At 57.0% G+C, this 25002-nt stretch carries 22 protein-coding genes; 17 read left to right on the top strand and 5 right to left on the bottom strand.

The genetic code is table 11. From position 1 onward, the window contains the following. Nucleotides 1-200 precede the first annotated feature (200 nt). Entirely contained in the window at nucleotides 201-1016 is an 816-nt protein-coding gene (locus tag CSTAT_RS11675) for a carbon-nitrogen hydrolase family protein (RefSeq protein ID WP_075723587.1), read from the top strand. On the opposite strand, the gene CSTAT_RS11670 is transcribed toward CSTAT_RS11675, so the two are convergent. Together CSTAT_RS11670 and CSTAT_RS11665 are read right to left on the bottom strand one after the other, a co-directional pair. Beyond that, on the bottom strand, nucleotides 966-2210 hold the full coding sequence (locus tag CSTAT_RS11670) for a hypothetical protein (RefSeq protein ID WP_083640860.1): 1245 nt from the start codon (nucleotides 2208-2210) through the stop codon (nucleotides 966-968). The genes CSTAT_RS11675 and CSTAT_RS11670 overlap by 51 nt on opposite strands. A 21-nt stretch (nucleotides 2211-2231) precedes the next feature. Then, on the bottom strand, nucleotides 2232-3296 hold the full coding sequence (locus CSTAT_RS11665) for an LLM class flavin-dependent oxidoreductase (RefSeq protein WP_075723586.1): 1065 nt from the start codon (nucleotides 3294-3296) through the stop codon (nucleotides 2232-2234). A 254-nt stretch (nucleotides 3297-3550) separates the two neighbouring features. Here CSTAT_RS11665 and CSTAT_RS11660 point away from each other — a divergent pair, with 254 nt between their 5' ends. After that, entirely contained in the window at nucleotides 3551-4201 is a 651-nt protein-coding gene (locus tag CSTAT_RS11660; RefSeq protein WP_083640857.1) for a LysE family translocator, read from the top strand. Between the two features lie 38 nt (nucleotides 4202-4239). On the opposite strand, the gene CSTAT_RS11655 is transcribed toward CSTAT_RS11660, so the two are convergent. Continuing rightward, nucleotides 4240-4689: an Lrp/AsnC family transcriptional regulator gene (locus tag CSTAT_RS11655; protein WP_066796577.1), complete on the bottom strand. Its 450-nt coding sequence runs from the start codon at nucleotides 4687-4689 to the stop codon at nucleotides 4240-4242. Nucleotides 4690-4740: 51 nt separating this feature from the next. Between CSTAT_RS11655 and CSTAT_RS11650 the strand changes: the two genes are divergently transcribed. From CSTAT_RS11650 to CSTAT_RS11590, 13 genes are all read left to right on the top strand, one after another. After that, nucleotides 4741-5082, top strand: a complete 342-nt coding sequence (locus tag CSTAT_RS11650) for a hypothetical protein (protein ID WP_075723585.1) — start codon at nucleotides 4741-4743, stop codon at nucleotides 5080-5082. Nucleotides 5083-5327: 245 nt separating this feature from the next. Then, nucleotides 5328-6683 (top strand): sodium/glutamate symporter, encoded by a 1356-nt coding sequence (locus tag CSTAT_RS11645; protein WP_075723922.1) that lies wholly within the window; start codon nucleotides 5328-5330, stop codon nucleotides 6681-6683. A 191-nt stretch (nucleotides 6684-6874) separates the two neighbouring features. Beyond that, the gene (locus tag CSTAT_RS11640) at nucleotides 6875-7720 is read left to right on the top strand and encodes a MetQ/NlpA family ABC transporter substrate-binding protein (protein ID WP_075723584.1); all 846 of its coding nucleotides are present in this window, start codon (nucleotides 6875-6877) and stop codon (nucleotides 7718-7720) included. A gap of 9 nt (nucleotides 7721-7729) precedes the next feature. Next, nucleotides 7730-8752, top strand: a complete 1023-nt coding sequence (locus CSTAT_RS11635) for a methionine ABC transporter ATP-binding protein (RefSeq protein ID WP_075723583.1) — start codon at nucleotides 7730-7732, stop codon at nucleotides 8750-8752. Continuing rightward, nucleotides 8752-9426 (top strand): methionine ABC transporter permease, encoded by a 675-nt coding sequence (locus tag CSTAT_RS11630; protein WP_075723582.1) that lies wholly within the window; start codon nucleotides 8752-8754, stop codon nucleotides 9424-9426. Before CSTAT_RS11635 ends, CSTAT_RS11630 begins: the two co-directional genes overlap by 1 nt. Before the next feature lie 200 nt (nucleotides 9427-9626). Beyond that, complete coding sequence (gene clpB / locus CSTAT_RS11625) at nucleotides 9627-12182, top strand: ATP-dependent chaperone ClpB (protein ID WP_075723581.1); 2556 nt, start codon at nucleotides 9627-9629, stop codon at nucleotides 12180-12182. Between the two features lie 97 nt (nucleotides 12183-12279). Further along, on the top strand, nucleotides 12280-13134 hold the full coding sequence (locus CSTAT_RS11620; RefSeq protein WP_066796561.1) for a sulfurtransferase: 855 nt from the start codon (nucleotides 12280-12282) through the stop codon (nucleotides 13132-13134). Nucleotides 13135-13164: 30 nt separating this feature from the next. After that, nucleotides 13165-14328 (top strand): type III secretion system chaperone family protein, encoded by a 1164-nt coding sequence (locus tag CSTAT_RS11615; RefSeq protein ID WP_075723580.1) that lies wholly within the window; start codon nucleotides 13165-13167, stop codon nucleotides 14326-14328. A gap of 17 nt (nucleotides 14329-14345) precedes the next feature. Continuing rightward, a complete protein-coding gene (gene pyrE / locus CSTAT_RS11610) occupies nucleotides 14346-14888 on the top strand; it encodes an orotate phosphoribosyltransferase (protein WP_066796556.1) in 543 nt (180 codons plus the stop codon). After that, complete coding sequence (locus tag CSTAT_RS11605) at nucleotides 14889-15539, top strand: TrmH family RNA methyltransferase (protein WP_066796553.1); 651 nt, start codon at nucleotides 14889-14891, stop codon at nucleotides 15537-15539. A 46-nt stretch (nucleotides 15540-15585) separates the two neighbouring features. After that, nucleotides 15586-16779: a glycoside hydrolase family 76 protein gene (locus tag CSTAT_RS11600; protein WP_066796550.1), complete on the top strand. Its 1194-nt coding sequence runs from the start codon at nucleotides 15586-15588 to the stop codon at nucleotides 16777-16779. An 87-nt stretch (nucleotides 16780-16866) separates the two neighbouring features. Continuing rightward, nucleotides 16867-17901 (top strand): class II fructose-bisphosphate aldolase, encoded by a 1035-nt coding sequence (gene fbaA, locus CSTAT_RS11595; RefSeq protein WP_066796547.1) that lies wholly within the window; start codon nucleotides 16867-16869, stop codon nucleotides 17899-17901. Nucleotides 17902-17927: 26 nt separating this feature from the next. Next, nucleotides 17928-19112, top strand: coding sequence for an FUSC family protein (locus tag CSTAT_RS11590; RefSeq protein ID WP_066796545.1), 1185 nt, complete (start codon nucleotides 17928-17930; stop codon nucleotides 19110-19112). 10 nt (nucleotides 19113-19122) lie between these two features. On the opposite strand, the gene CSTAT_RS11585 is transcribed toward CSTAT_RS11590, so the two are convergent. After that, the gene (locus CSTAT_RS11585) at nucleotides 19123-19998 is read right to left on the bottom strand and encodes a hypothetical protein (RefSeq protein ID WP_066796542.1); all 876 of its coding nucleotides are present in this window, start codon (nucleotides 19996-19998) and stop codon (nucleotides 19123-19125) included. Between the two features lie 75 nt (nucleotides 19999-20073). Here CSTAT_RS11585 and CSTAT_RS11580 point away from each other — a divergent pair, with 75 nt between their 5' ends. Both CSTAT_RS11580 and purT read left to right on the top strand, forming a co-directional pair. Beyond that, complete coding sequence (locus tag CSTAT_RS11580) at nucleotides 20074-21366, top strand: adenylosuccinate synthase (protein WP_075723579.1); 1293 nt, start codon at nucleotides 20074-20076, stop codon at nucleotides 21364-21366. 66 nt (nucleotides 21367-21432) lie between these two features. Beyond that, nucleotides 21433-22668: a formate-dependent phosphoribosylglycinamide formyltransferase gene (gene purT, locus CSTAT_RS11575; RefSeq protein ID WP_244892941.1), complete on the top strand. Its 1236-nt coding sequence runs from the start codon at nucleotides 21433-21435 to the stop codon at nucleotides 22666-22668. Between the two features lie 716 nt (nucleotides 22669-23384). On the opposite strand, the gene CSTAT_RS11570 is transcribed toward purT, so the two are convergent. Beyond that, complete coding sequence (locus tag CSTAT_RS11570; RefSeq protein ID WP_066796534.1) at nucleotides 23385-24773, bottom strand: FAD-dependent oxidoreductase; 1389 nt, start codon at nucleotides 24771-24773, stop codon at nucleotides 23385-23387. Nucleotides 24774-25002: the final 229 nt, after the last annotated feature.

Raw genomic sequence — 25002 nt, 5'->3', positions numbered from 1 at the left:
AAGGTGGTCAGCGACCTGCCCAATCTCCTGCGGGAGCAGCGAATTCGTGGTGAGATCTAAATAGTCATGGACGAGGTTTTCACTGGCATTATTAAAGAAAATGTTCATGCCATAATCATTGCGACGCCCACGGGTGCAGTCTAGGGTGGGCACTATTAGCTTGTGGATAACTTCCTCGAGATCTGCGAAGAAAGGCAAACATGAAGGTAGCAGCTGTGCAATTTGTATCCGGCGGAGAGATTGACGCCAATCTTTCGCGCGCGAAAGAGCTGATTTCTACCGCCGCCGGCAAAGGCGCGAAGCTCATTGTGTTGCCGGAGGCCACCGCGCAATCTTTTGCCTCGGGGCGCTTAGATTCTCAAGCGCAAGAACTCGATGGTGATTTTGCGAGCCAATTAAAAGCGCACGCTGAATCTTTAGGCGTCACGGTGGTAGCGGGCATGTTCCGGACTGCCGATAACGTGGATAAAGACGGCAAGACTATTAACCGCGTGTATAACACCGCGTTGATTACCGGTCCTGGCGTGCACCTGGGCTACAACAAAATCCACACCTACGATGCTTTCAACTACCGCGAATCTGACACCGTGAAACCCGGCAATGAACTGGTTACTTTTGAATTAGATGGCATAACCGTCGGGGTAGCGGTGTGCTACGACGTGCGTTTCCCCGAGCAATTCAAGGCGCTGGCTCGACAGGGTGCGGAAATCATCGTGGTGCCCACCAGCTGGGCAGACGGTCCAGAAAAACTGGAGCAGTGGCGTTTGCTCTCGGCCACGCGGGCGCTCGATTCCACCTCTTTTGTCATCTGTGCCGGTCAAGCGCGCCCCGGCGGGCTGGCCAAGGCCGGAGAACCTTCGGGGCCAACCGGCATTGGGCACTCTGTCATCGTCAGCCCTACTGCCGAGCGCCTGGCCGAAGCGGGCTACGAAGAAGAAATCATCTACGCGGAGTTGGACCCAGAGCTAGTCGCTAAGACCCGGAAAACTTTGCCCGTACTTGAGGCTTTGAGTTAGACGTCCCTCGCCCCACGAATGGGTTTCAATGAGCCCATCCACGATGCCCGCGCGTGCGAGGCCGAGGTTTAAAATGCCGGCACCTTCGGTGACTTCATCGGCAGGCCCAACCAGGACGCAGCGGCGAAAGGCCTGCGGGTTGGACACCAGCGCTTCCAAGGCCACGCGCGCCGGGTTGTCCACCACGGCCATTTCCGGCACGGGCGTGTGGTCGGGGAAGGCCTGCGTGGTGCCAAAGAGTAGCGGGTCTTTCGCATCGCCGACGGTGTGTTGGATGGAAATTTCCGGTGCTAATTCCTGCAGGTTGTGTTGAAAAAGCAGGTCATAGTGTGCGCCGGGGCTATCGGCGTGCGCGAGCACGGCTACTGGGGTGGAGTCATCGGCAGCAATTTTACCCAACAAGAAGGAGCGCACCGCCGCCCAGCCCGTGCCATAGCAAATGTACAGGTCCGGGCTACTTGCCGATGCCCCCAAGAAACTGACATCAATATCCTCCGGGAACTTCCCGCGCGCAGTGCCCAAGGTCCACATGTCACCGGGACGCGCGAGAGTCAGCATGGTGGAGGCGCCACCGGCGTCGGTGATGTGGAAAAACAGCTGCGCGGTGTCATCGGAAATATTCGCCGGAGTCAACAGTCGCCATGTGCCCGGCAGGTGCGCGGTGGTCACGGGGATGGATTGCCCGGGCTCAAAGTCCATGGGGAATGCAGATTCCAGACGCACCACGGCGGTCTTGCGGTTGGGGCGTTCTACCGCTGCCACCGTCGCCGTGTGGGCCGGCGGAATGCCTTCCCAATCAGCTTTGGAGGCCTCATCTTTCATGATGGTGCAGATGCTGCGCAGGCGGGCCGCGGCAGTACCGGCAAGCTCGGGCGAAAGCTCAAACAAACCCAAGCCATCAATCAAACATTGCGCAAAAGTGTCATAGACCTCCGGTGGAAAACCCAGACGGCGATGGTCACGGCCCAGCTGGGCCACCAGCGCATCCACCTTGGGTGCGGGGTTCTCCAACGCCCAGGCGATAGCCACGGTTAAGTCCACATGCCGCGATGCGCGCGCCGGAGCGAAGACCTGCCGGGCTTCAAAAATTTGGCTAAACAGCTGCTCATGGACAACGTCGCGGTAGCGCTCATCAGCCTCACGCAAAGCGTCGGCGAGCTCCCGCAACGTGGTCAAAGAAGATGTGCCTGTCACGCCGATCGATCGTACAGAGAATTAGTCAATCGGGTAACCGGAAGGACGGCCTTGCGTGTTTGGAATCCAGCCCAGGGCTGGAGCAACATGCTCGGCGAAGTTCTGCAGAATCTTCGTGTTCACATCCACGCCCATGCCGGTTGGGATGGCAATGAGCAGGCTGTCTGCTTCCATTACCGCTGGATCGGCTTTGAGCTGCTCAATGAGCACGTCCGGTTCATCGGCGTAGGTGCGGCCAAAGATGGCAGCGCCGGCCTCGGGTAGCATGCCCACCTGGTCAGTGCTGGTTTTGTGCAGGCCAAACATACGGCGGTCGGCGTCATCCACAATCGGGAAGATAGAACGTGAAACGCTCACGCGTGGGGTCCACTCATGGCCGGCTTCCTTCCATGCGGCGCGGTAGCGGCGAATCTGTTCCACCTGCACATCGCCCAGGGTTTCACCGGAGGTTTCAGAGACCAGCGTCGAAGACATCAGGTTCACGCCGTCTTGCGCTGCCTGCTCCGCAGAGGCGTGGGTGCCGGAGCCATAGAAAATGCGCTGGCGTACGCCAGGGGAGTGTGGGAACACGGGCAGCGGAATGCCCGGCTGGTACATGTTTGGGTATTGGCGCTCCAAAGGCGCTGCCGTGGTCATGCCGTGGCCATCCAGCGCATCCATTAAGCGCAGGAAGTTCGCGCGCGCTAAATCCGCACCGTTGGGCGCTTCAGCCTTATAACCGAAAGCCTCCCAACCGCGGTCAGCGGCCTCCGGCGCGCCACGGGATAGACCCAAAGCAATTCGGCCTTCCGCGATCTGGTCTAAAGACGCAATCTCTTCCGCGAGGTACAGAGGATTTTCATAACGCATATCAATAACGCCGGTGCCCACCTCAATGTGCTTGGTGGAGCCAGCAATCGCACCCAACAGAGGCATGGGTGCGGCTGCCTGTGGCACAAAGTGGTGCACGCGGAAAGATGCGTTGTTTACGCCAATCTCATCAGCGTTCTTTGCCAACTCAAGGTGGATCTTCGCCATGTCAGCGGCGTTAGGTTTGTTGTTGCCTAGTGCGTAGTGACCGAAACTTAAAAAGCCAAATGATTTCATAGCGTGCAGTCTACCTCAGATTGTTGATTTGTCACTTAAATGTTGAAGTGATTTCTCTCGCCGATTTGTCCTGTGTGGCACAGCTTATGCGCGCCCTCTTTATTGGCGCCGGAAGAATCTTGCGCCCCGCGGGCATTAGCGCGATAAATCTTCCGTAAGTGCTTTGTCTGCGCCTGAAAGTAGGGAGCACATTGCGCGGCTTTCGCCGTAGAGTTTTCCCAGTTAAGCAAGCTGGAACTCAAAGGAGAGATATTGTGGAAACAAGCGTAATCATGGCATTCGCGGCGCTGTCGTTGGCGTTGATTGCCGTTCCAGGCCCGGACTGGGCGTACATCATTGCCGCGGGCGTGCGTGGCCGCGTGGTAGGTCCGGCTGTTGGCGGACTGATGCTTGGATATGTCGTGATTACGGTTGTTGTCGTGCTTGGGCTTGGGCCGATTGCGGCTAACGCACCCCTCCTGCTTGTTGCTCTAACTATTGGTGGCGCGGGCTACCTGATTTATCTCGGGGTTAAAACCTTGCGCAGCACGGCACAAGTAGAAACCGGGACTGTGGCAGTCGTGCCAACCGGCGGTTCCTGGGGCTATATCCTTCGTGGTGCTGCGGTCAGCGGGCTGAATCCCAAAGGCGTGCTGTTCTTTTTGTCCATTTTGCCGCAGTTTGTGCGCACATCTAGTACCTGGCCGCTCTCCGTGCAGCTCGCTGTGCTGGGCGTGGTGTGGATTGTGATTGGTGGAATTTTTTATGCCTTGCTCGGCTCTGCGTTTGGCCGCGTAATTGGCACCCGGCCACGCTTCGCAGATATCACCACCCGCGTGGCTGGGGTCGCCATGCTGCTACTAGGTGTGGTCATGCTGGGGGAGAAAGCCCTGGAGATTGCGCATTCCGGCGGAATGCTGGCGTAAGTCCAGTGGACTTACGGGTTATTAAAATTTAAGGCCTATTAAATAGGGGGATGGTGCGCCACCACCGTCTTCATTACCATGGTGGAGGTCAGCCGCCCCGCGCCGGGCAGCACGGATAGCTTGCGGTCATAAAGTTCCTGGTAGTGCAGCTTCGATTTCGCCGCCACCAGCAGTTGATAATCAGGCTCGCCGAATAGGCGGTGGGCTTGCACCACATTAGGGATTTTGGCCAGGGCTTCTTCAAACTCCAGCACGGCTTTGCCGTTGCTCTCGCGCAGGGTGACAAAAACTAGCGCCTCGAACGGAAAACCCATCAAGTCATGATTGAGGTCGGCACTAAAACCACGAATGACGCCGGTTGCTTGAAGGTCCCGGAAGCGACGGTGACAGGCAGACAGGCTGAGATTTACCTTCTGCGCGATCTCAGTCATCGTTGCGCGTCCGTCTTGCTGCAGAAGAGTCAAAATCTCCCGGTCAATTGCATCCATGCCTACAGATTCTACAAAGCCGACAAGTGTTAGCTGTGCAACAATGCGATTATGAAGATTGCGCTTCCTTCTGACTGTGGAAATTCACCCCGCATGGCGCTGGTCGCAGACCTCGCCGTCGCATGGGCAGCCGATGATAAGGACACGCTAGAGCAGTGGCTTGCCGATGATCCCTCCTGGTCCACTTTCGGCCCCGCCTTACCGGAAACCGCGATTTCGGAAGTGGTTGTTCTCGGCGCAATCAATCACGGGCGCGCGGCATCTTGTGATGGTTATCTCGAATTTGCGGACCGCGAACAGCCGCGGGTGCGCTTCAGTCACGTGTTCGCATTTTCCTCCACCACTAAAACAGCCAAGGTCAAAGCGATACGCACCTATCTCACAGTCTCGTAGCAGAACCGTAACGATTGATCTGTGCGCCTTAGGACATTCGGTTAACAATCGTGGTTTGCGATACAGTACCTAATGACTCTCCTACTATCTAGGGAGAAATATGCAGTTTTTGCTGGTAATCCCAGTAGAAAACGCTCAATCCGTACATGAAATTCTCTAACACATCACAAGAGGGTGCTTACAAAGACTTATAACGTCTTTCAACGAAAGGAATAGGACACGTGGAATTCTCCCCCTTTGATCTGATGGTAGACGTCGGATTAATTTCAATCCTTCTGGTTATCGGCAACGTCCTGCGCCACCGCATTAAGTTTGTTTTCCAGGATTTGCTGCTCCCAGCACCTGTGACTGCGGGTCTGCTCGGACTTCTGCTCGGCCCAAACGCACTGGGCATTTTGAACTTCTCAGATTCGATGGGGGATTACACCACCATCCTCATCGCAATCGTGTTTGCATCCATGGCATATTCCATGGATGTCGGCGGCAGCATGCGCAAGGGTGCCCGCAATATGTGGGCATATTCCACCGTCATGTTCCTCGGCCAGTGGGGTCTGTTTATCCTGTTGGGCCTGTACTTCTTCCAGCCAGTCTTTGACACCCCAATCTGGTTCGGCATGATGTTGCCAGTCGGCTTCACCGGCGGCTTCGGCACCGCTGCTGCTGTGGGTGGCGCACTGGAAGACATCGGTGCATCGGAAGCTTCCTCGCTGGGCTTTACCTCCGCGACTGTCGGCACGCTTGCCGCCATCGTCGGTGGCATCATCGCCGCGAACTGGGCAATCCGCCGCGGCAAGGTGGCTGAGGTTCCATCGGAAGGCCTGCCAGATGACTTGCGCAAGGGCTACATCTCCAAGGTTGAAGACCGACCATCGGTAGGCAAGGCGACCACCAACCCTTCCTCCATCGAGCCAATCACCCTGCACCTGGGCTTCATCGTGCTCACCGTTGTTATCGCCTACGGCATCATCAACCTGGTCTCCAACACCTGGGAGCAGGTTTCCATCCCGCTGTTCGCTATGTCCATCGTTGTCGGTCTGATTATTCGCGCCATCATGAACACCATTGGCGCCAAGGACTACCTCGACCGTGAGACCACCTCTTCTGTCTCCGGTGCTGCGACCGACTACCTGATTGCCTTCGGCATCGCCGCGATTGCACCTTCCGCGATTGCTGCGTACTGGGTACCACTGTCCATCATGTTCGTTCTGGGCACCATCTTCTGTGTCTTCTTCCTCCTGTGGTTCCCAGCAGAGTTCTTCGGCGAGAACTGGATCGAACGCGGCCTCTTCGGCTGGGGCTGGGCAACCGCCGCTGTTGCAACCGGTATCGCGCTGCTCAAGATTGTTGATCCAAAGCTCAAGTCCGGCACGCTGTCCGAATACGGCATGGCCTACGTTGGCTTCGGCCCATTCGAAATCGGTATGACCGTCATCGCCCCAATCGCTGTGGTCTACGGATTCACCGCCGGCCTCGGCTGGGTCTCCGTGGTCCTTGCCATTGGCATTTACCTGCTTGCCAAGTTCAGCGGATGGATGCCGCCACGCGGCACAGTCTTCGCCCAAGGCATTGGGCACGTCGGGGAGAAAGCCCCCAAAAGCTAGCTTCTAGCACTTTCAACTCAAGCACTCAGGCACATCAGCCTGGGTGCTTTTCTGTTCCCGTGCGGGGGTAAAATCCAGCACAAATGTACCGAGTGGTCTATATTAAATGGAATAAACAGTCTTTTTTGGTGTTGAATCCAAAGGTAAGACGGTTTTCCCTACCTATTTCTCGAGACTTGAGGTTTTCTACCATGACTTTTACCCCTTATAAGAAGCTTGCCGCTGTGCTCGCAGCTGGTTCCGTGGCGTTCACTCTCGCTGCATGCGGTTCCGATAGTGGATCTGCCGCTGATGGTGAGACCACCCAGATTCGCGTCGGCACCTCTCCAGGCCCTTACTCTGAACTCTTCCGCGAGGGTATCGATCCAATCTTGACCGAGCAGGGCTACGAGATTGATTACACGGAATTTACCGACCTGCGCCAAGCTGACGTCGCCTTGAGCGAAAATGATGTTGACCTCAACGTCGACCAGCACACCGCGTACATGAACGTCTTTAATGATGAAACCGGCTCGGATCTGGCCAATATCACTGATATCCCAACCGTTGCGACCAAGATTTACTCCAATGACTTGAAGTCTTTGGATGATGTCGCAGACGGGCAGACCATTGGCATCCCGGATGATGGCTCCAACCAAACCCGCGCATTCCGTTTGCTGATTAAGCTTGGCTGGATCACGGTCAACGAAGACGCCGATCAGAACCTGCTGACCCCATCCGATATCAAGGACAATCCTCATAACCTGGATATCCAGCCGATGGATTCCGCTACCATCCCACGCGCTTTAGGTGACTTGGACTGGGGCGTTATCCCAGGTTCCATCGCATATTCTTCCCAGGTTGACCCAGCGTTAGCACTCGAAGAAGAAGACCTGACCGATGACCTCATCTTGCAGGCAGTTACCACTGAAGGCCAGGTTGATTCTGACTGGGCAAAGGCAGTTGCTGAGGCCTATCGTTCTGAGGAATTCCTTGATTTTGTAGCTGAGCAAAACGAGGATAACTACTGGTTCATCCCTGAGTCCCTGCAGAAGTAGAGCTAAATTATGGTAGCTGTTTCATTCCGCAACGTATCTAAAGTCTTCGAGAGCAAGGCCGGCGCAATCACAGCGCTTGACGATGTCAACGCTGAAGTCCCCGCCGGCTCCATCTTCGGAGTAGTCGGCACCTCTGGTGCTGGTAAGTCCACTTTGTTGCGCACCGTCAATGGTCTGGAAAGCCCAAGCTCGGGCACCGTGCAGGTGCTTGGCAAAGAAGTCACCGCCCTGGGCGGGGCAGATCTTCGTGCCTTGCGCCGTGACGTATCCATGGTCTTTCAGCACTACAACCTGCTTTATAGCCAGTCGGTAGCGCACAACGTCGGTTTGCCGCTGATTTTGGCTGGCACGCCCCGCGCGCAAGTTAAAAAGCGGGTCGCTGAAGTGCTAGCGATGGTGGGTCTTGAAAGCCGTGCGGAAAATACTCCGAAACAGCTCTCGGGTGGTCAGCGTCAGCGCGTCGGCATCGCTCGCGCGCTGGTGACGAACCCGAAAATCTTGATCTGCGATGAGCCGACCTCGGCACTGGATCCGATTACCACCAACCAAATCTTGGACCTGTTGATGAAAGTCAACAGCGAGCTGGGGATTACGGTGTTAATTATTACCCACCAGATGTCCGTGGTCTCGCGCATCGCGGACCAGGTTGCAGTGATGGAACGTGGCCGTGTGATCGAACAAGGTGATGTCGCGCAAGTCTTTGCCCATCCGCAGCAGGAATTAACCCGGCAATTTGTTGAAACCGTGGTACCGCAAAAGCTTCCACTCGCTATTGAGCAAGAGGTGCACAGCGGCAAGTTCAACCGCGTTATCCGCGCCGTGCACACCGGTGGGGCGGCACGCGACCTCATCTCGGATTTCGGCGCGCAGGGTGTTCACGCATCGTTATTGCACGCCTCTGATGCCGCATTGCGCAGGCAGTCCGTCGGCACGGTGGTCTTAGGACTCTCGGCACAAAACGCCTCGCTTATCGATGCCTCCCTGGCTTCCCTATCAAACCGACCCGGCCTGGATGTGGAGGAAGTGAACTAATGGATTTAACCGATATTTTCGATACTCGCGTCGGGTTGGAAAAGTACGGCGAGGCCGCTGTTGAAACCCTGTTCATGGTGGGCATTTCTTTGCTCGTCGGTACGCTTTTAGGTGCAGCACTTGGCGTTATCTTGGTGCTTAACCGACCTGGTGGATTGCGTCCTATTCGGTGGTTGTACGAAGTCGTAAACTTTGTGGTCAACACCGTACGTTCGCTGCCTTTCATTATCTTGATGGTCGCGATTTTGCCCTTTACCCGCGTGATCGTCGGCTCTTCGATTGGTACTACTGCAGCGCTAGTTCCACTGACCATCTTCATCGCGCCCTTTATGGCTCGTCTGATTGAGCAGTCAGTCCTAGACGTTGATTCTGGAATCTTGGAAGCCGCCGAATCCATGGGCGCAACGACCTGGCAAACCATTCGTTACTTCCTGCTTCCCGAGGCCAAAGCTGGCATTATCTTGGCGCTCACGACATCGACCATCACGTTGATTTCTGCCACTGCCATGGCAGGTACCATCGGCGGCGGTGGCGTGGGTGACCTTGCCATTTCCTATGGTTACCAGCAGTTCGACACCGTAGCTATCATCATCACCGTGATCATCCTCATTGTGGTCGTCCAGCTCATCCAAGCCTTTGGTACGTGGTGGGCACGCAGAGCCCGCAACGATTAGTTTCTTCCTAAGGCAAGAAACTACGGGATCGAAGCCGACTAAAAGCGCCTAGGATTTCTCCTGGGCGCTTTTCTTGATCCAAATGGGCTCAACTTTTTCCAAAATATTTAAACATGAGTGGAATAGACTCAACTTGGGCTGCGTTGGAACAAGTGAAGCACCTATGATGGAGGCTGAAGAAATAGCTAAAAGGAGAACTAATGAACTCATTTAACCCCACCACCAAAACTCAAGAAGCCTTGCAGCAAGCGCTTGCCAAGGCTTCCGCTAATGGCAACCCGGATATCCGCCCAGCGCACTTGCTGGCCGCTATCTTGGAACAAAAAGATGGCATCGCTGTCCCCGTATTGAAAGCAACCGGTGTCGATCCTGACACCGTGCTGGCTGAAGCACGCGCATTAGTAGATAGCTACCCCAAGGCTGAGGGTCAGAATATGGCCAACCCTAATTTCAACCGCGATGGTCTCAACGTACTTACCAACGCGCAGGAACTCGCCGGGGAGCTGGGGGATGAATACGTCTCCACGGAAGTGTTGCTCGCTGCTATTGCTGCATCGAAGTCGGATGCCGCAGAGCTGCTTGTTTCCCGCGGCGCTACCGCAGAAGCTATTAAAGGCGCATTTCCTTCCGTTCGCGGCGCTGCGAAAGTAACCAGTGAGAACCCGGAAGAGCAGTTCCAGGCATTAGAGAAATACTCCACGGACCTCACCGCGCGTGCTCGCGAGGGCAAGATTGACCCGGTTATCGGCCGTGACCAAGAAATCCGCCGCGTCGTGCAGGTTCTGTCCCGGCGCACGAAGAATAACCCAGTTCTTATCGGTGAGCCTGGTGTAGGTAAGACCTCCATCGTGGAAGGCCTTGCCCGCCGAATTGTTGCCGGTGACGTCCCAGAGTCACTTAAGGGAAAGACGCTGCTGTCTTTGGACCTCGGTTCCATGATTGCGGGTGCGAAATACCGTGGTGAATTTGAAGAACGCCTGAAGGCCGTCTTGGACGAAATCAAGGCATCTGAAGGCCAGATTATTACCTTCATCGATGAGCTTCACACGCTCGTCGGCGCGGGCGCTACCGGTGAAGGTTCGATGGACGCCGGCAACATGATTAAGCCGATGCTGGCGCGTGGTGAGCTGCGCCTAGTAGGTGCAACCACCTTGGATGAGTATCGCAAATACATCGAAAAGGACGCCGCACTGGAACGCCGTTTCCAGCAGGTCTATGCTGCTGAGCCTTCTGTGGAAGACACCATCGGTATTCTGCGTGGCCTGAAAGAGCGTTACGAGGTCCACCACGGTGTCCGCATTATGGACTCCGCGCTCGTTGCGGCAGCGGAGCTGTCGAATCGCTACATCACCAACCGTTTCTTGCCGGATAAGGCTATTGACTTGGTCGATGAGGCAGGATCCCGCCTGCGTATGGAGATTGACTCCTCCCCGCAGGAAATCGATGAGCTGGAGCGCATCGTTCGCCGTATGGAAATCGAAGAGTTGGCGCTGAAGAAAGAATCAGATGCCGCCAGCCAGGATCGTTTGTCCAAGTTGCAGCAAGAGCTTGCCGATGAACGCGAAAAACTCGGTGAGCTGCAAGCCCGGTGGAATAATGAGAAGAAGTCCATCGACGATGTCCAGCAGGCCAAAGAGGAACTGGAGAACCTGCGCCGCGAGGCAGAAATCGCCGAGCGCGACGGTGACTATGAGCTAGCTTCTGAGCTGCGCTACGGTCGGATTCCGAAGCTGGAAACCCAGGTCGAGGAAGCTGAAGAGCGCGCGAACCAGCAGCACAACACCATGCTGGTAGAAGAAGTTTCTCCAGATGTCATCGCCGAGGTCGTCTCCGCTTGGACCGGTATTCCTGCCGGCAAGATGCTCGAGGGTGAAACCGAAAAGCTTCTGCACATGGAAAAGGTTCTGGGCCGTCGCGTGGTCGGGCAGTCTGAGGCAGTTACTGCTGTCTCCGATGCCGTGCGCCGTTCGCGTGCAGGCATTGCCGATCCGAACCGCCCAACTGGTTCCTTCCTCTTCCTTGGCCCAACTGGTGTCGGTAAGACGGAGCTTGCCAAGGCACTATCGGAGTTCTTGTTCGATGATGAATCCGCGATGGTTCGCATCGATATGTCGGAGTACGGCGAGAAGCACTCGGTTGCACGTCTTATCGGTGCGCCTCCGGGATATGTCGGCCACGAGGCTGGCGGTCAGCTCACCGAGGCAGTGCGTCGTCGTCCGTACACGCTGGTGCTTTTCGATGAAGTTGAGAAAGCCCACTCGGATGTCTTCGATATCTTGCTGCAGGTGCTTGACGATGGCCGCCTGACCGATGGCCAAGGCCGCACCGTCGATTTCCGCAATACGGTTATCATTTTGACCTCGAATCTTGGCGCCGGTGGCGACCGTGAGCAGGTCATGGCAGCAGTGAAGAAGGCATTCAAGCCGGAGTTTATTAATCGTCTTGATGACGTGGTTGTCTTTGAGCCATTGTCTACTGAATTGCTTGAGGGCATCGTCGATATCCAGCTGCAAAGCCTGGCGTCGCGTCTGGAGCAGCGCCGTCTAGAACTCGATGTGGATCTCTCTGCCAAGCACTGGCTCGCTGAGCGCGGCTACGACCCAGATTATGGTGCTCGTCCGCTGCGTCGTCTGATTCAGCAGTCGATTGGTGACCAGCTCGCCCGCGGGTTGCTCGCTGGCCAAGTCCGCGACGGAGATACGGTGCATGTCACCACTGCTGAAGACGGTGAATCACTGACTCTGTCCACCAACTAATCCACCCTTCTCTAGCGCGCAGAGTCCATTCATTGCGATTCTGCGCGCTAGCGCATTTGCGCTGCCGACTCAGTGCTGAGCTTATAGAATGAGCAGCATGAGTATTTTGGTATCTCCGCAAGCCCTCAATGATCTAATTCATCAAGGTCAGCGCTACACCTTGTTAGCCTCGCTGTGGGGAACTAGCGAATATGACGGCGCACAACAGTTCCAGTCTTTGCACATTCCTACTGCCCAGTATTGTGACACCGCCGGCGCGCTGGCTGGACTGCCTGGCTCGCGTGATGGCCGCAACCCGATGCCTGATCCGAAGCTGTTGCAAAAGCACTTTGAAACCTGGGGCCTGCGCCAAGACCGCCCCGTGATTGTCTACGACGAAGGCCGTGGACTATTCGCTGGCCGCGCCTGGTGGATCCTGCGCTGGGCAGGTGTAAAGAACGTGCAAATCCTCGACGGTGGCTTTGCGAACTGGCGCCGGCACAAACTGCCAACACTTACCGGCCCGGGCAATATCTCCGTGGAAACTGATCAGATCGTGGAGCCGCAGCCACAGATGGTCGCCACGATCGAAGACGTGAAGGCACATACCGGGCTGCTGCTCGATGCTCGCGAGGCCAACCGTTTTGCCGGGCGCCGTGAAAACCTGGATCTAAAAGCCGGCCACATCCCAGGTGCCGTCAACATTCCGGAGCGCAACTTCCACCACCCAGACCGCACCTGGAAGTCCAAGGAAGAAATCTCCGAGATTTTCGACCAAGCCGGCATCACCAAAGACAATGTCAAAGACGCCATTGTCTATTCCGGCTCCGGCAATCACTCAGCGCTGGCACTTGCGGCCATGGAACTTGTTGGTCTGACCGGCGCACGGCACTATGTCGGTGGCTGGTCGCAGTGGTCGGCAAATCCCGCTAACCCCGTAGAACGCGGAGATCGCACGGCAATAAGCATTTAAACCCCCTGCAGGCAGTAAAGTAGGGAAGCGATGGCTATTGTACTTCTCCTTCTCTCCTTGGGCGCAGCCGTAGCGGCTATTGCGCTGTGGCGCGCTGCCAACAAACAGGAACTGCCCGCGCCCGCACCAGCTGCGCAGCCAGAAATTGAGGCTGAGGCCCAGCCTGAGCCTGAACCTAAGCTCTCGTCGGAAGTGGAACCAGCACCCTTACCGGAACCTTTGCCAGAACCCATGGCGGAGACAGAAGCTGAGCCAGATTCCGAACCAGCGCCCGAACCCGAACCTGAGCCGCAGCCCGAGCATCACGCTCGCCTGATGCTGCCAGGGGCGCTAAAGCGCGAACGCCGGCACTGGGCAGAGGCGAAGAACTTCGAGTTCCTAAAATCCGATGACTACCTCGCAGATGAGTGGACACGCGGAGCTGCTGCCAGTGGTGCTGCCCCGCGCGATATTGTCGTCGGCAATGTCTTTGGCCACGAAATGCTGCTGATGGATCTTGGCGGAATTAACGTCATGGCCATGCGCACTGGCGCGGCTTCAGAAGAGGTCATTGATTTCCGCCGCGACAATGCCTTGACGCAAGAATCTTCCAATGACTTGCTTGAAGCTTTTTCCGCCGCAGATTTCACCGCGCTGGCTACTGATACCGCCGTGGCCCAGCGCATGCGCGATATCCGCGTGGACGTCGCGCTCGAGCGCATGCCCAAAGAAGTTACGGGCATTTGGATGGAATCCGAATGGGTGCTTGCACAGACCACTAAAAATGCCATGTCGCCGGTCTGGGAAGAGATGCTCGCCCCACTCGCATTGCTTGCCGATGCCGCCCGCACCCTTCCACCGCGGCCATCTTCTGGCCAGGAACTGCGCTTAGAAGACGGCGACCCCACCCGTCCAGCGCCACCCGCGGGCCCAGTCGAGCTTTCAGGGCTGCCCACAATCCGCACGAGCCCAGAGCACTTTGAGCACCCGCCCGTGCAAAGGCCGGAAGAACCCATCGAATTACCCACCCGCGTGGTTGATGATTCCCGTGGTGACTTCGATGACAATGACACAGACGCGTACGATATTGGCGCTGATGATGTCGACGCTATCGGCGAACAACCCGCTGATAATCAGACGCCCAACCCCACGGATGTGCGCATCACCCGCCAACAAGGCACTGATGCTTCCATCTTTGAAGACTATCCCGAATAGAAAGGCCCGAAATACTCATGAGCTTGGACCCGCAACTTAAAGCCCGCCTGGCAGAACTAGTTAAAGAACTTGCTGTTGTCCACGGCAAGGTCACCCTGTCCTCTGGCAAGGAAGCTGATTACTATGTGGATCTGCGCAGGGCGACGTTACAGCATGAGGCGTCACGGCTCATCGGTAAGCTTTTGCGTGAGCTCACCGCTGACTGGGACTATGTCGCCGTAGGCGGCCTGACCTTGGGCGCTGACCCTGTTGCCACCTCGATCATGCATGCCGACGGCCGCGACATTGATGCCTTTGTAGTGCGCAAGGAAGCCAAGAAGCATGGCATGCAGCGCCGTATTGAAGGCGCGAATATCGTCGGGCAAAAAGTCCTAGTCGTTGAAGATACGACCACCACCGGCAACTCGCCGCTGACTGCCGTCGCCGCGCTGCGCGAAGCTGGCGCTGAGGTCGTTGGTGTTGCTACCGTCGTAGACCGCGCGACCGGTGCCGCCGATGTCATCGCCGCCGAAGGCCTTGAATACCGCTACCTGCTCGACCTTGCTGACCTGGGCCTGTAGATGGAAACTCAACAACCCGGCCCCACCGAATGGAATGAAGGCCGCCACGGCGTTGGCCCCTGGGAAGGCGAGCTGCCCACCGAGGAGCACTATGATTCGCAATTGCTTGTCGATGGTGACCGCCGCAACGTCGTCGACGCCTATCGCTATTGGAGCCGTGAGGCGATTGTCGCCGATATCGATACCCGCCGGCACTCGCTGCACATCGCGATTGAGAATTTCGAAAACGACGCCAATATTGGCACCGTCGTGCGAACCGCCAACGCCTTTGCCGTTGATACCGTGCACATCGTGGGCCGACGCCGCTGGAATCGCCGCGGCGCGATGGTCACCGACCGCTATCAGCACCTGCAGCATCACGACACCGTTGGTGAGCTGATGGCCTGGGCGCGCGAGCAAGACTTAACCGTGGTGGCCATCGATAACACCCCCGGAAGTGTTCCTTTAGAAACCGCCGAATTACCTTCACATTGCCTGCTACTATTTGGTCAGGAAGGCCCCGGGGTGACCGAAGAAGCGCAGGCAAGCGCAAAAATGACCTGTTCGATCGCTCAGTTTGGTTCAACACGCTCAATTAACGCGGGTGTAGCAGCGGGTATAGCCATGCACACGTGGATTCGCCAGCACGCAGATTTATCGCGCGCATGGTGATATAAATCTTGTATTGAATACCAACTCGAGGAGTGATAAAGCCGCCGTGAAAGAAAAATGGTCGCATCGCGCCGACCTTGCTGAGTCGGCAATTCATGACCGGCATGCAACGTCTGTGTGGTCTTTGCCCCGGACGAACCTAGCCGTCGTGAGCTGGCCACCCGTGTCCAAAGAGCGCCTCTTTGTGCATTGGCACTACTGGTGGCAAGCTCACTATGTCGATTGTCAGGTAGATGCGGCTTTGCGTCACAACACCAAGACTCGACGCAAAAGAATTTCTGACACTCTCCGCGGAATCCGACGTCGCAATATAACGGCTTTGACTAAAAACCGTTATTACGACGACAAGTTGTGGCTGGCTTTGGCCATGGACCGAGTGGCGAAGCTGCCGAAGATGTCGCGGCCGAAAAGCCTGACGTCGTTGCAAAACAACATCCTTGAGGGCCGGGATAAGACCTTCGGTGTGCTGCCGTGGCGCGAAGGTGAGACCTTTTTAAACGTGCCTACCAATGGCCCTGCGGCGATCATGCTCGCGCGCATGGGGCGAATTGATGAAGCCCGGCACATCGTGGACTGGATTTATGACAATTTGGTCGACGATGACGGCTTCATCATGGACGGGTTGCGCATGCGCATGGACGGACCGGAACTGGTGCGCAATATCCACCCTTACTGCCAAGGCGTTGTCCTAGGCGCGTGTTTGGAAATCGCATTGGCGTTACGTAAAGAGGCCGGAGTGGGTTCTTTGGAGCAAATAGATTCAGTCCGCGACGCCGAGCTTGCCGATGAAACCATGCGCTATCTCACCCGCATCCGCGGCCTGGTTCAAGCGGTGGCTTCGGAGATGGCAACTCCTGCTGGTGTTATCGATTGGGACACTGGCGACGGCGACGGCGGGCTGTTTAAAGGCATTCTGGCGCGCTATTTAGCTGAAGTTGCGGTGCGTTTGCCGGCCGATTCTCCGGCGAACCGTGCGACCCGCAAACTTGCGGCAAGGTTGGTCATGGCCTCGGCAAACTCTGTGTGGGAGCACCGCCTAGAAGTCGATGGCCTGCCAATTTTCGGCACCGACTGGACCGCTGACGCGCGCTTGCCGCATAACTACGGCGTCGGTGCGAGTTCGCTGGGAGAAAAAGTCGGAGTCATTCGCATTGCCGAGCGTGATCTTTCGGTGCAGCTATCAGGCTGGATGCTGCTAGAAGCAGCCGCGCGGGTAGCTGGCACGCTCGAAGAAAGTTAATTTCATAGCTGAGTTCGCGGCAAGAATTCCTTCACGCAGGCATACTAGTTAGTGACATTTCATTCCACGCGTAAGAAGGAAGAATTCATGCCTATCGCAACTCCTGAAATTTATAACGCAATGCTTGACACCGCCAAGAAGGATGGCTTTGCGTTTCCCGCGATCAACTGCACCTCATCGGAGACCATCAACGCAGCGTTGAAGGGCTTCGCCGAAGCAGAATCCGACGGCATCATCCAATTTTCCACCGGTGGTGCTGAATTCGGTTCCGGTCTGGGTGTAAAGAACAAGGTCGCTGGCGCACAGGCGTTGGCTGCGTTTGCTCATGAGGCAGCGAAGCACTACGGCATCAACGTCGCACTGCACACCGACCACTGCCAGAAGGAAGTGCTCGATGACTTCGTGCGCCCATTGATTGCGATTTCCCAGGAGCGCGTCGACCGCGGCGAGCTGCCATTGTTCCAGTCCCACATGTGGGATGGTTCCGCTGTGCCTATCGATGAAAACCTCGAAATCGGCCAAGAACTGCTCGCAAAGGCGCGCGCTGCCAACATCATTTTGGAAGTTGAAATCGGCGTCGTCGGCGGCGAAGAAGATGGCGTTGAAGCTAAGGCTGGCGCGAACCTGTACACCACCGAAGAAGACTTCGCGAAGACCATCGATGCCCTAGGCACCGGCGAAAACGGCCGCTACCTGCTGGCTGCGACCTTCGGAAACGTGCACGGCGTGTACAAACCAGGCAACGTGAAGCTGCGCCCGGAGATTTTGGACATGGGCCAGAAGGTTGCCGAAGAAAAGCTCGGCCTCGCCGCTGGTTCTAACCCATTCGACTTCGTCTTCCACGGTGGCTCCGGTTCCGAAAAGGAAAAGATCGAAGAAGCGCTGCGCTACGGCGTTATCAAGATGAACGTCGACACCGATACCCAGTACGCGTTCACCAACCCGATCGCGCGCCACATGTTCGGCAACTACGACGGCGTGTTCAAGATTGACGGCGAAGTTGGCAACAAGAAGGTCTACGACCCACGCTCTTACCTGAAGAAGGCAGAGCAGTCCATGTCTGAGCGCATCATCGAGTCTTGCCAGGACCTTAAGTCTGTTGGCAAGTCCGTCAGCAAGTAAGAGCTTTACGACTAAACTCGGTATACATGGCAGGAAAGGGCAAAGGCACACACGGCGGCAAGATCAACACCCGCGAGCGACTCCAGGTAGTCGAACACTCACTTCGTTCGCGAATCAACCGTGTGCGCACCCGCTTTCCTTATATGCTCCAAGCCACCATTGGCGCTGGCTTGGCCTATTGGGTGGCCCACGAATTAGTGGGCCACCCACAGCCGTTCTTCGCGCCGATGTCCGTGGTCATTATCCTCGGCCTCTCCGGCGGCGACCGCCTCAGTCGCGCCTTTGAAATGGCGATGGGCGGCGTGATGGGCGTGGCCGTGGGCGACCTGCTTTTCCATTCCACCGGCATGACCGGTCCCTTACAGATCACGCTCATTGTGTTCATCGCGCTGATTGTCGGCTCCCTGCTGACAAAATCTGTGCTGGTGAGCAACCAGATTGTCATCGGCTCTATCCTTATCGCCACGATATTGCCGCCCGATGTCTCCAACGGCGGGCTCGAGCGCGCGATAGACGCGCTGATTGGTTGCGTCATTGGTATCGCCACCATCGCGCTATTGCCGAATTCGCCGTTGACCAACGGGCGCAATGAGATTTCCAAGGTGCTGGCAATTATCTCCTCGGTGCTTGACGATGTCGTCGCCGGCCTGCGTGATAACGACTCCAAGGTTATCGACCAAGCCATGGATGCGGTCAACAACTCGCAGACCGAGATCAACAGCATGCTGGCGGCTGCGAAATCCGGCAAGGAAGTCACTAAGGTCTCGCCTTTGATGTGGAGCTCGCGCCGGCAGCTGCGCTCTTTTGAGCGCATGCTCGAGCCTGTCGGCAATTGCGTTCGCCTGGTCCAAGTGTTGGCGCGCCGGGCTGGGGTGCTGTGTGAAGACGGCGATAAGGTCAGCGATAAACAAATCGCGCTGCTGGAAGAACTCGCCGATATCGCCCTTGGCTTATCGACGGTCTATCAAAAACGCACCAAAGTCATCGAAGCTCAAGAAATCCCCGCGCTAATTAACCGCCTGCGCGACGTCGCCGCAGAATCCGGCACCGAGGTATTGGATAAAAATTCCGTGCTCTCTGCCTATGCCATTCTCGCGCAGACCCGCTCGGTGGCAGTCGATCTGATGATCGTGTGCGGCATGTCGCGCGAATCTGCCGTGGCACAGCTTAAACCAACCTCGAAGACTCCGGCGTTTCCACCGGAGGTCTAGCCCTCGTCGTCTAGCCCTCGGCGCGCACGACCTGTAAATCGCGCAGGTGCCGGTAAAACGTCGAACGCTTCACGGGACGCTTCGCGCTGACGCCATCGACGGTCACGCGCAAATCAGGCCCCCCAGCCTGCAGCGCCCGGCCGGTGAGCGCCGAAGCAGAATCCAACTGCCCGAGCGCTGCTTGACCCGCGAGCTTTTGCTTCAACCGCTCCCACCGGCTTTTTGCCTCTGGGTACGCAAAAGGCGTGCGCGCGGCAGCGGCCACGATGCCCGGAGCATCGAGCATCGGCACCAAGCGCGCTCCAAATTGCTGCGACCCGGCAACCAGCGTCGTGTCATCGACAATAATTTCGCCGACTAGCGGCCCGTTCTCCCACGCGCTGATGACCGCGGAACCCGCCACGGCAAGTCCGGTGTCATTGCGAATCAACGGCACCGGATACACCGACCCCTCCAAGGCCAGCTTCATCGCGGCATCGGTATCAGCCGGAATATTCCAGTTCTGCGCGGCAGTGGAGACTTGCGCTCCACTGCCGGCATTTTTCGAAGCTCCTTCGCCAAGGACAGGGACGTAACCGACCTCTGCCCACATATAATCCGCTCGCATCATGCGCGTCAACACAGCTGAAAGCGCGGCATCGTCGCCGATGACCACAATGCGCAAGGGATCATGGATAGGCTGCGGCGCAAACTGCGGCGCACCCAAATGCGAAACATCCGGCTGCTTCGCAATTTCATCCAGCGACGGGGTAGGGTCAACCGGCAAAATTGCCGCCGCAGCTTCATCGATTATTTTCAGTTCTTGACGCGTCGGAATCGCCGATACCTGGTGATATTCAACATCTGGCACCGGGACATCACCGCAGCGCAAAATACGAACTTGCATGGCTAAATACATTATCACTGGCGATAAAGGTAGAGTTAACGCGTATTTAGCCTTAAATCTAGGAAGTGAATAACCATGGCAGCTATCGTTATCGTCGGCGCCCAATGGGGCGACGAAGGCAAGGGCAAAGCTACAGACATCCTGGGTGGACGCGTGGACTACGTCGTCAAGCCCAACGGTGGTAACAATGCTGGCCACACCGTTGTAGTCGGTGGCGAAAAGTACGAACTCAAGCTGCTGCCCGCCGGCATCCTCTCCGAAAACGCCGTGCCAGTGCTGGGCAACGGCGTAGTTATCAACCTCGAAGCACTCTTTGAGGAAATTGAAGGCCTCGAAGCCCGCGGCGCTGATGCTTCCCGCTTGCGTATTTCCGCCAACGCGCACCTGGTTGCGCCATACCACCAGACCTTAGACCGCGTGCAGGAACGTTTCTTGGGCAAGCGCGCGATTGGCACCACCGGCCGCGGTATCGGCCCAGCTTATGCCGACAAGGTCGCGCGCGTGGGAGTTCGCGTGCAAGACATCTTCGACGAATCCATCCTGCGTCAGAAGGTCGAATCCGCGCTGGATATCAAAAACCAGATGCTGGTCAAAATGTACAACCGCAAGGCGATTGACCCTGAGACCATCGTCGAATACTTCCTGTCCTACCGCGACCGCCTCGAGCCTATGGTCGTGGACTCCGAGTACGAGCTCAACACCGCTCTGGATGCCGGCAAGCACGTGCTCATGGAAGGCGGCCAGGCCACCATGCTCGACGTGGACCACGGCACCTACCCATTCGTGACCTCGTCCAACCCAACCGCCGGTGGTGCATCGGTAGGCTCTGGCATCGGCCCTACCCGCATCACGCACTCCCTGGGCATCATTAAGGCGTACACCACCCGCGTTGGTGCTGGCCCATTCCCAACCGAGCTCTTTGACAAGTGGGGCGAATACCTCCAGACCACCGGCGGCGAGGTCGGCGTCAACACCGGCCGCACCCGTCGTTGTGGCTGGTATGACTCTGTCATTGCACGCTACGCATCGCGCGTCAACGGCTTTACCGACTACTTCCTTACTAAACTCGACGTGCTCACCGGCATCGGCGAAATCCCTATTTGCGTCGCCTACGACGTCGATGGCGAACGCTTCGATGAAATGCCGCTGACTCAGTCGCAGTTTCACCACGCACAACCAATTTATGAAACCATGCCAGCGTGGGAAGAAGACATCACCGGTTGCACCACCTTTGAGGAGCTGCCACAAAAGGCACAGGATTACGTGCTGCGGCTAGAGGAGCTGTCCGGCACCCGCATGTCATACATCGGCGTTGGCCCTGGCCGTGACCAGACCATCGTGCGCCACGACGTGCTCGACGAGAAATAATAAAAAGGAGCAACCTTGGAGTCTTATATCGGTAGCCCCCTGACCTCGAATGCTGTTCGGGTTCTCATGCTCGGCGGCGGTGAGCTGGCCAAAGGTTTGGTGGGCGCGTTTCAGAATTTGGGCTTGGAAGTCCACGTTGTCGACCGCTATGAGGGGTCTCCAGCACAGCAGGTTGCACACTTTAGCTACACCGCGGATATCGATGATGAAAAGGCGGTGCTCGATTTAGTTGAGCACATCAAGCCGGCTTATGTCGTGCCAGAAATCGAGGGCGTAGCAGATGAGGCTTTGCATGCGCTTCACGATGACTCCGCTGTCACCGTTGTGCCCACCGCCCGGGCGTGTGAGCTTACCAGCGACCGGAAGAAGCTACGCGAAGTCGCAGAAAGCCTCGGCTTGCCGACGACCGCGTACAAGGTCGTAGAAACCTTCGACGCTTTGAAAGAAGCGGTGAACGAGCTCGGTTTGCCGTGCATTATTAAGCCGGATGTTGCAACCTCTGGACGCGGGCATGTGCTGGTCAAAGACGAAGACCAACTCAAAGACGCGTGGGATAATGTGCGTCGCGGCAAGAAGAACTCCTGGGTTGTCGCCGAACGCTTTGTGGATTTTGACTATGAAGTCATCATCATGGCGGTGCGCTCGATTGACCCGGAAACGGGCAAGCTGGCAACGTGGTTCTCAGAGCCGATTGGTTATGAGCATGCGCGCGGCAACCTCGTGGACTGCTGGCAGCCAAAGACGATGAGCCAGCGTGCTTTTGAAAATGCACGTTCGGTTGCAGCGCGTATTTCTAACGAACTCGGCGGCCGCGGCATCTTCGCGGTGGAGCTGTTTGTCGCGGGCGACGATATCTACTTCTCCTCGGTGACCCCGCGTCCTTCTGATAAAGCGATGCTGACCGAAGCTACCCAACGCTTTTCGCAGTATGAATTGCACGCGCGCGCCATTTTGGGCCTGCCGATTGACATCACGCTTGTCTCACCGGGCGCAAGTTCTTTGTTGCACGCGACCGAAGAGATCGACGAAGTTACCTACTCGGGCGTTGAAGAAGCCCTGCAGGTTGCAGAAACCGATGTGCGCCTATTCGGCAAGCCTTCGGCATACCCTGGCCGACGCATGGGGTTGATCATGGCCACCGCCGACGATGTCTCCGAAGCACGCGACCGCGCTGCGATCGCGGCATCGAAGATCACGATTAGCGCCGCCCCAAGATTAGTTCCTGAATCAGAACTAACCGAAGAGAATGGGGCAACCTCTGAAAAGGAGTTATCCTCCGATGAGGTCGAAATCTCCGAGTGAGCTATTAAGGTGCGTGTTTGAATACTGGCGCCCGCTTGGGCTGCGATAACGCACACGACCCCGGCGGTGCATGCACCCGCGCTGGGGTGGCGCATTCGGGTCACCGTCGTTGGCGCTGTTCCAGTATCTGCAGCACCGCCAGCTTCGGTGTGCTTTTGGATACCGGCGTCGAGGGTCTTTTCCAAGTCCGCGATGCGACGCTGAAAATCAGTAACCGACATCGTGTGTATGCCGTGCTTCGCGCATCCAAAACGCACACCAGCCTCAGTCGGCCGAGGGCCTAAAATCTCTCCTACCCGCGCGCAAAACCCACGCTTGCCCGCGGGGTTTGAGACGTAGGGGGTGGCAGTTGAACATCGTCAAGCGATCAATGCTCAACCCGACCTGCTCCGCCGCAACGTCTGGCTCCCGTTGTACCTTCGGCGAATAACCAAGCTCGATGACGTCGTTAGCGCTGCGGTTTTGGCACGCCCGCACCACCGAGACACCGTGTGCGGCAATATGAGCTAAAGACGGGAAGATGTCCAGGCCTTAAAGCTAAGCCCAGCTTCCAAAGCCCGTCTAGTCCAAGCAGCCTCAGCCTGTGGATAGCTGCGTTGAAACGTCACCTAACCCCTGAAGTTGTCCATAGGCAGGCGCTGAGGCATAAGAAAAGCGCGGGAGACTTTCTCAGTCTCCCGCGCTAAAGGACGCCCGCGCTTAAATGCGTGGCTTAATTAGGCCTGTGGTCCTGCGTGGCGGATCATGTCCTCCCACTCCACAATCTTTACGCGCTCGCGCTCGAATTCTTCACCAGCGGCGCGCTCGGCTGCATCCAAGCGACCCCAGCCTTCCCAGGTGGTGATCGCTACATCGCGGGACTCCAACAGGTTGATAATCGCTTCAGGGTCGCGCTTATCAGCTGCGGTGAGCTTGCCGGAGACGTAGTCCTCAATGAGCATGGTGGTGGTGTCCTTGGCATCGGACTTGGTGTTACCAATCAAGCCGATAGGACCGCGCTTGATCCAACCGGTGGCGTACAGGCCCGGGATGGATTCACCGGTGGAAGAGTCGATAACATGGCCGCCGTCGTTCGGGATGACGGACTTCTTCTCATCGAAAGGCACGCCGTCGACGTGCTGTGGGTGGTAACCAATTGCACGGTAAACAGCCTGTACAGGCCAGTCGGTGAACTCGCCGGTGCCGGTAACGTTGCCGTTGCCGTCGAGCTGCGTGCGCTCGGTGCGAATCCCCACAACCTTGCCGTCTTCGCCGACAATCTCAGTAGGAGATTCGAAGAAGTGGATGTAAATCTTGTGCGGTGCATCGCCTGGCTCGCGCATGGCGTAGCTTTCCAGTGTCTGGCAGACCAGGTCAACGGACTTGGACTCGCGGCGCGCAGCTTCCGATGCGGCGTCGTAGTCGATGTCCTCTGGCGCGACAATAACCTCGATGGTTGGGGACTCGTCGAGCTCCTTGAGTTCCTTCGGGGTGTACTTTGCCTGCGCTGGGCCGCGACGGCCAAACACGTGGACTTCCTTGGCCTTGTTGTCCTTGAGGGACTGGTAGACGTTGTCTGGAATTTCGGTAACCAGCAGCTCATCGGCGGTCTTCGCCAGGATGCGGGAAACGTCCAAAGACACGTTGCCGACGCCGATAACAGCGACGGACTCAGCGCTGAGGTCCCATTCGCGCTTGAAGTTTGGGTTGCCGTCGTAAAAGCCCACGAACTCAGCGGAGCCGAAGCTGCCGTCGAGCTCCTCACCAGGCAGACCCATGGCCTTGTCCTGGGTCGCGCCGGTAGCGAAGATGATGGCGTCGTAGTATTCGTGCATCTCATCGACGGTGATGTCGCGGCCGACTTCAATGTTGCCGAGGAAGCGAATCTCATTCTTTTCCATCACGTTGTGCAAAGACTGCACGATGCCCTTGATGCGTGGGTGGTCAGGGGCAACGCCGTAGCGGATGAGGCCAAAAGGTGCCGGCATCTTCTCAAATAGGTCAATCTGGACGTCCAGTTCAGATTTCACTAGAAGGTCAGAAGCGTAAATGCCGGCCGGGCCAGAGCCAATAACAGCAATCCGTGCGGGCTGGTTGGACGCGTGTACGTCCGCGGTGGTGCTCATCGGAAGATTCGTCTCCTTGATAATTCGAATAGTGCTTAAAGTCTACGTTGTAGAATAGGCGATGTTTGTGGTAACAATCACCTCTTACCTTGGGTTTTAAGGTCGCCCTTGCACTGTTTGGCCAGTGTATTGGCGGTGCGCGGCGGGTGCATAAAAATATTGCTACTTTTCGTTTTCCGCGTGGATTGTGCGCTGCTCGGATAGAATTGAGTGCAGTATCCATGCCGTT

The organism is Corynebacterium stationis, assembly GCF_001941345.1.
Taxonomy (GTDB): domain Bacteria; phylum Actinomycetota; class Actinomycetes; order Mycobacteriales; family Mycobacteriaceae; genus Corynebacterium; species Corynebacterium stationis.
The sequence above is the reverse complement of the archived record's forward strand: the minus strand, read 5'-3'. Positions and strand labels throughout refer to the sequence as shown.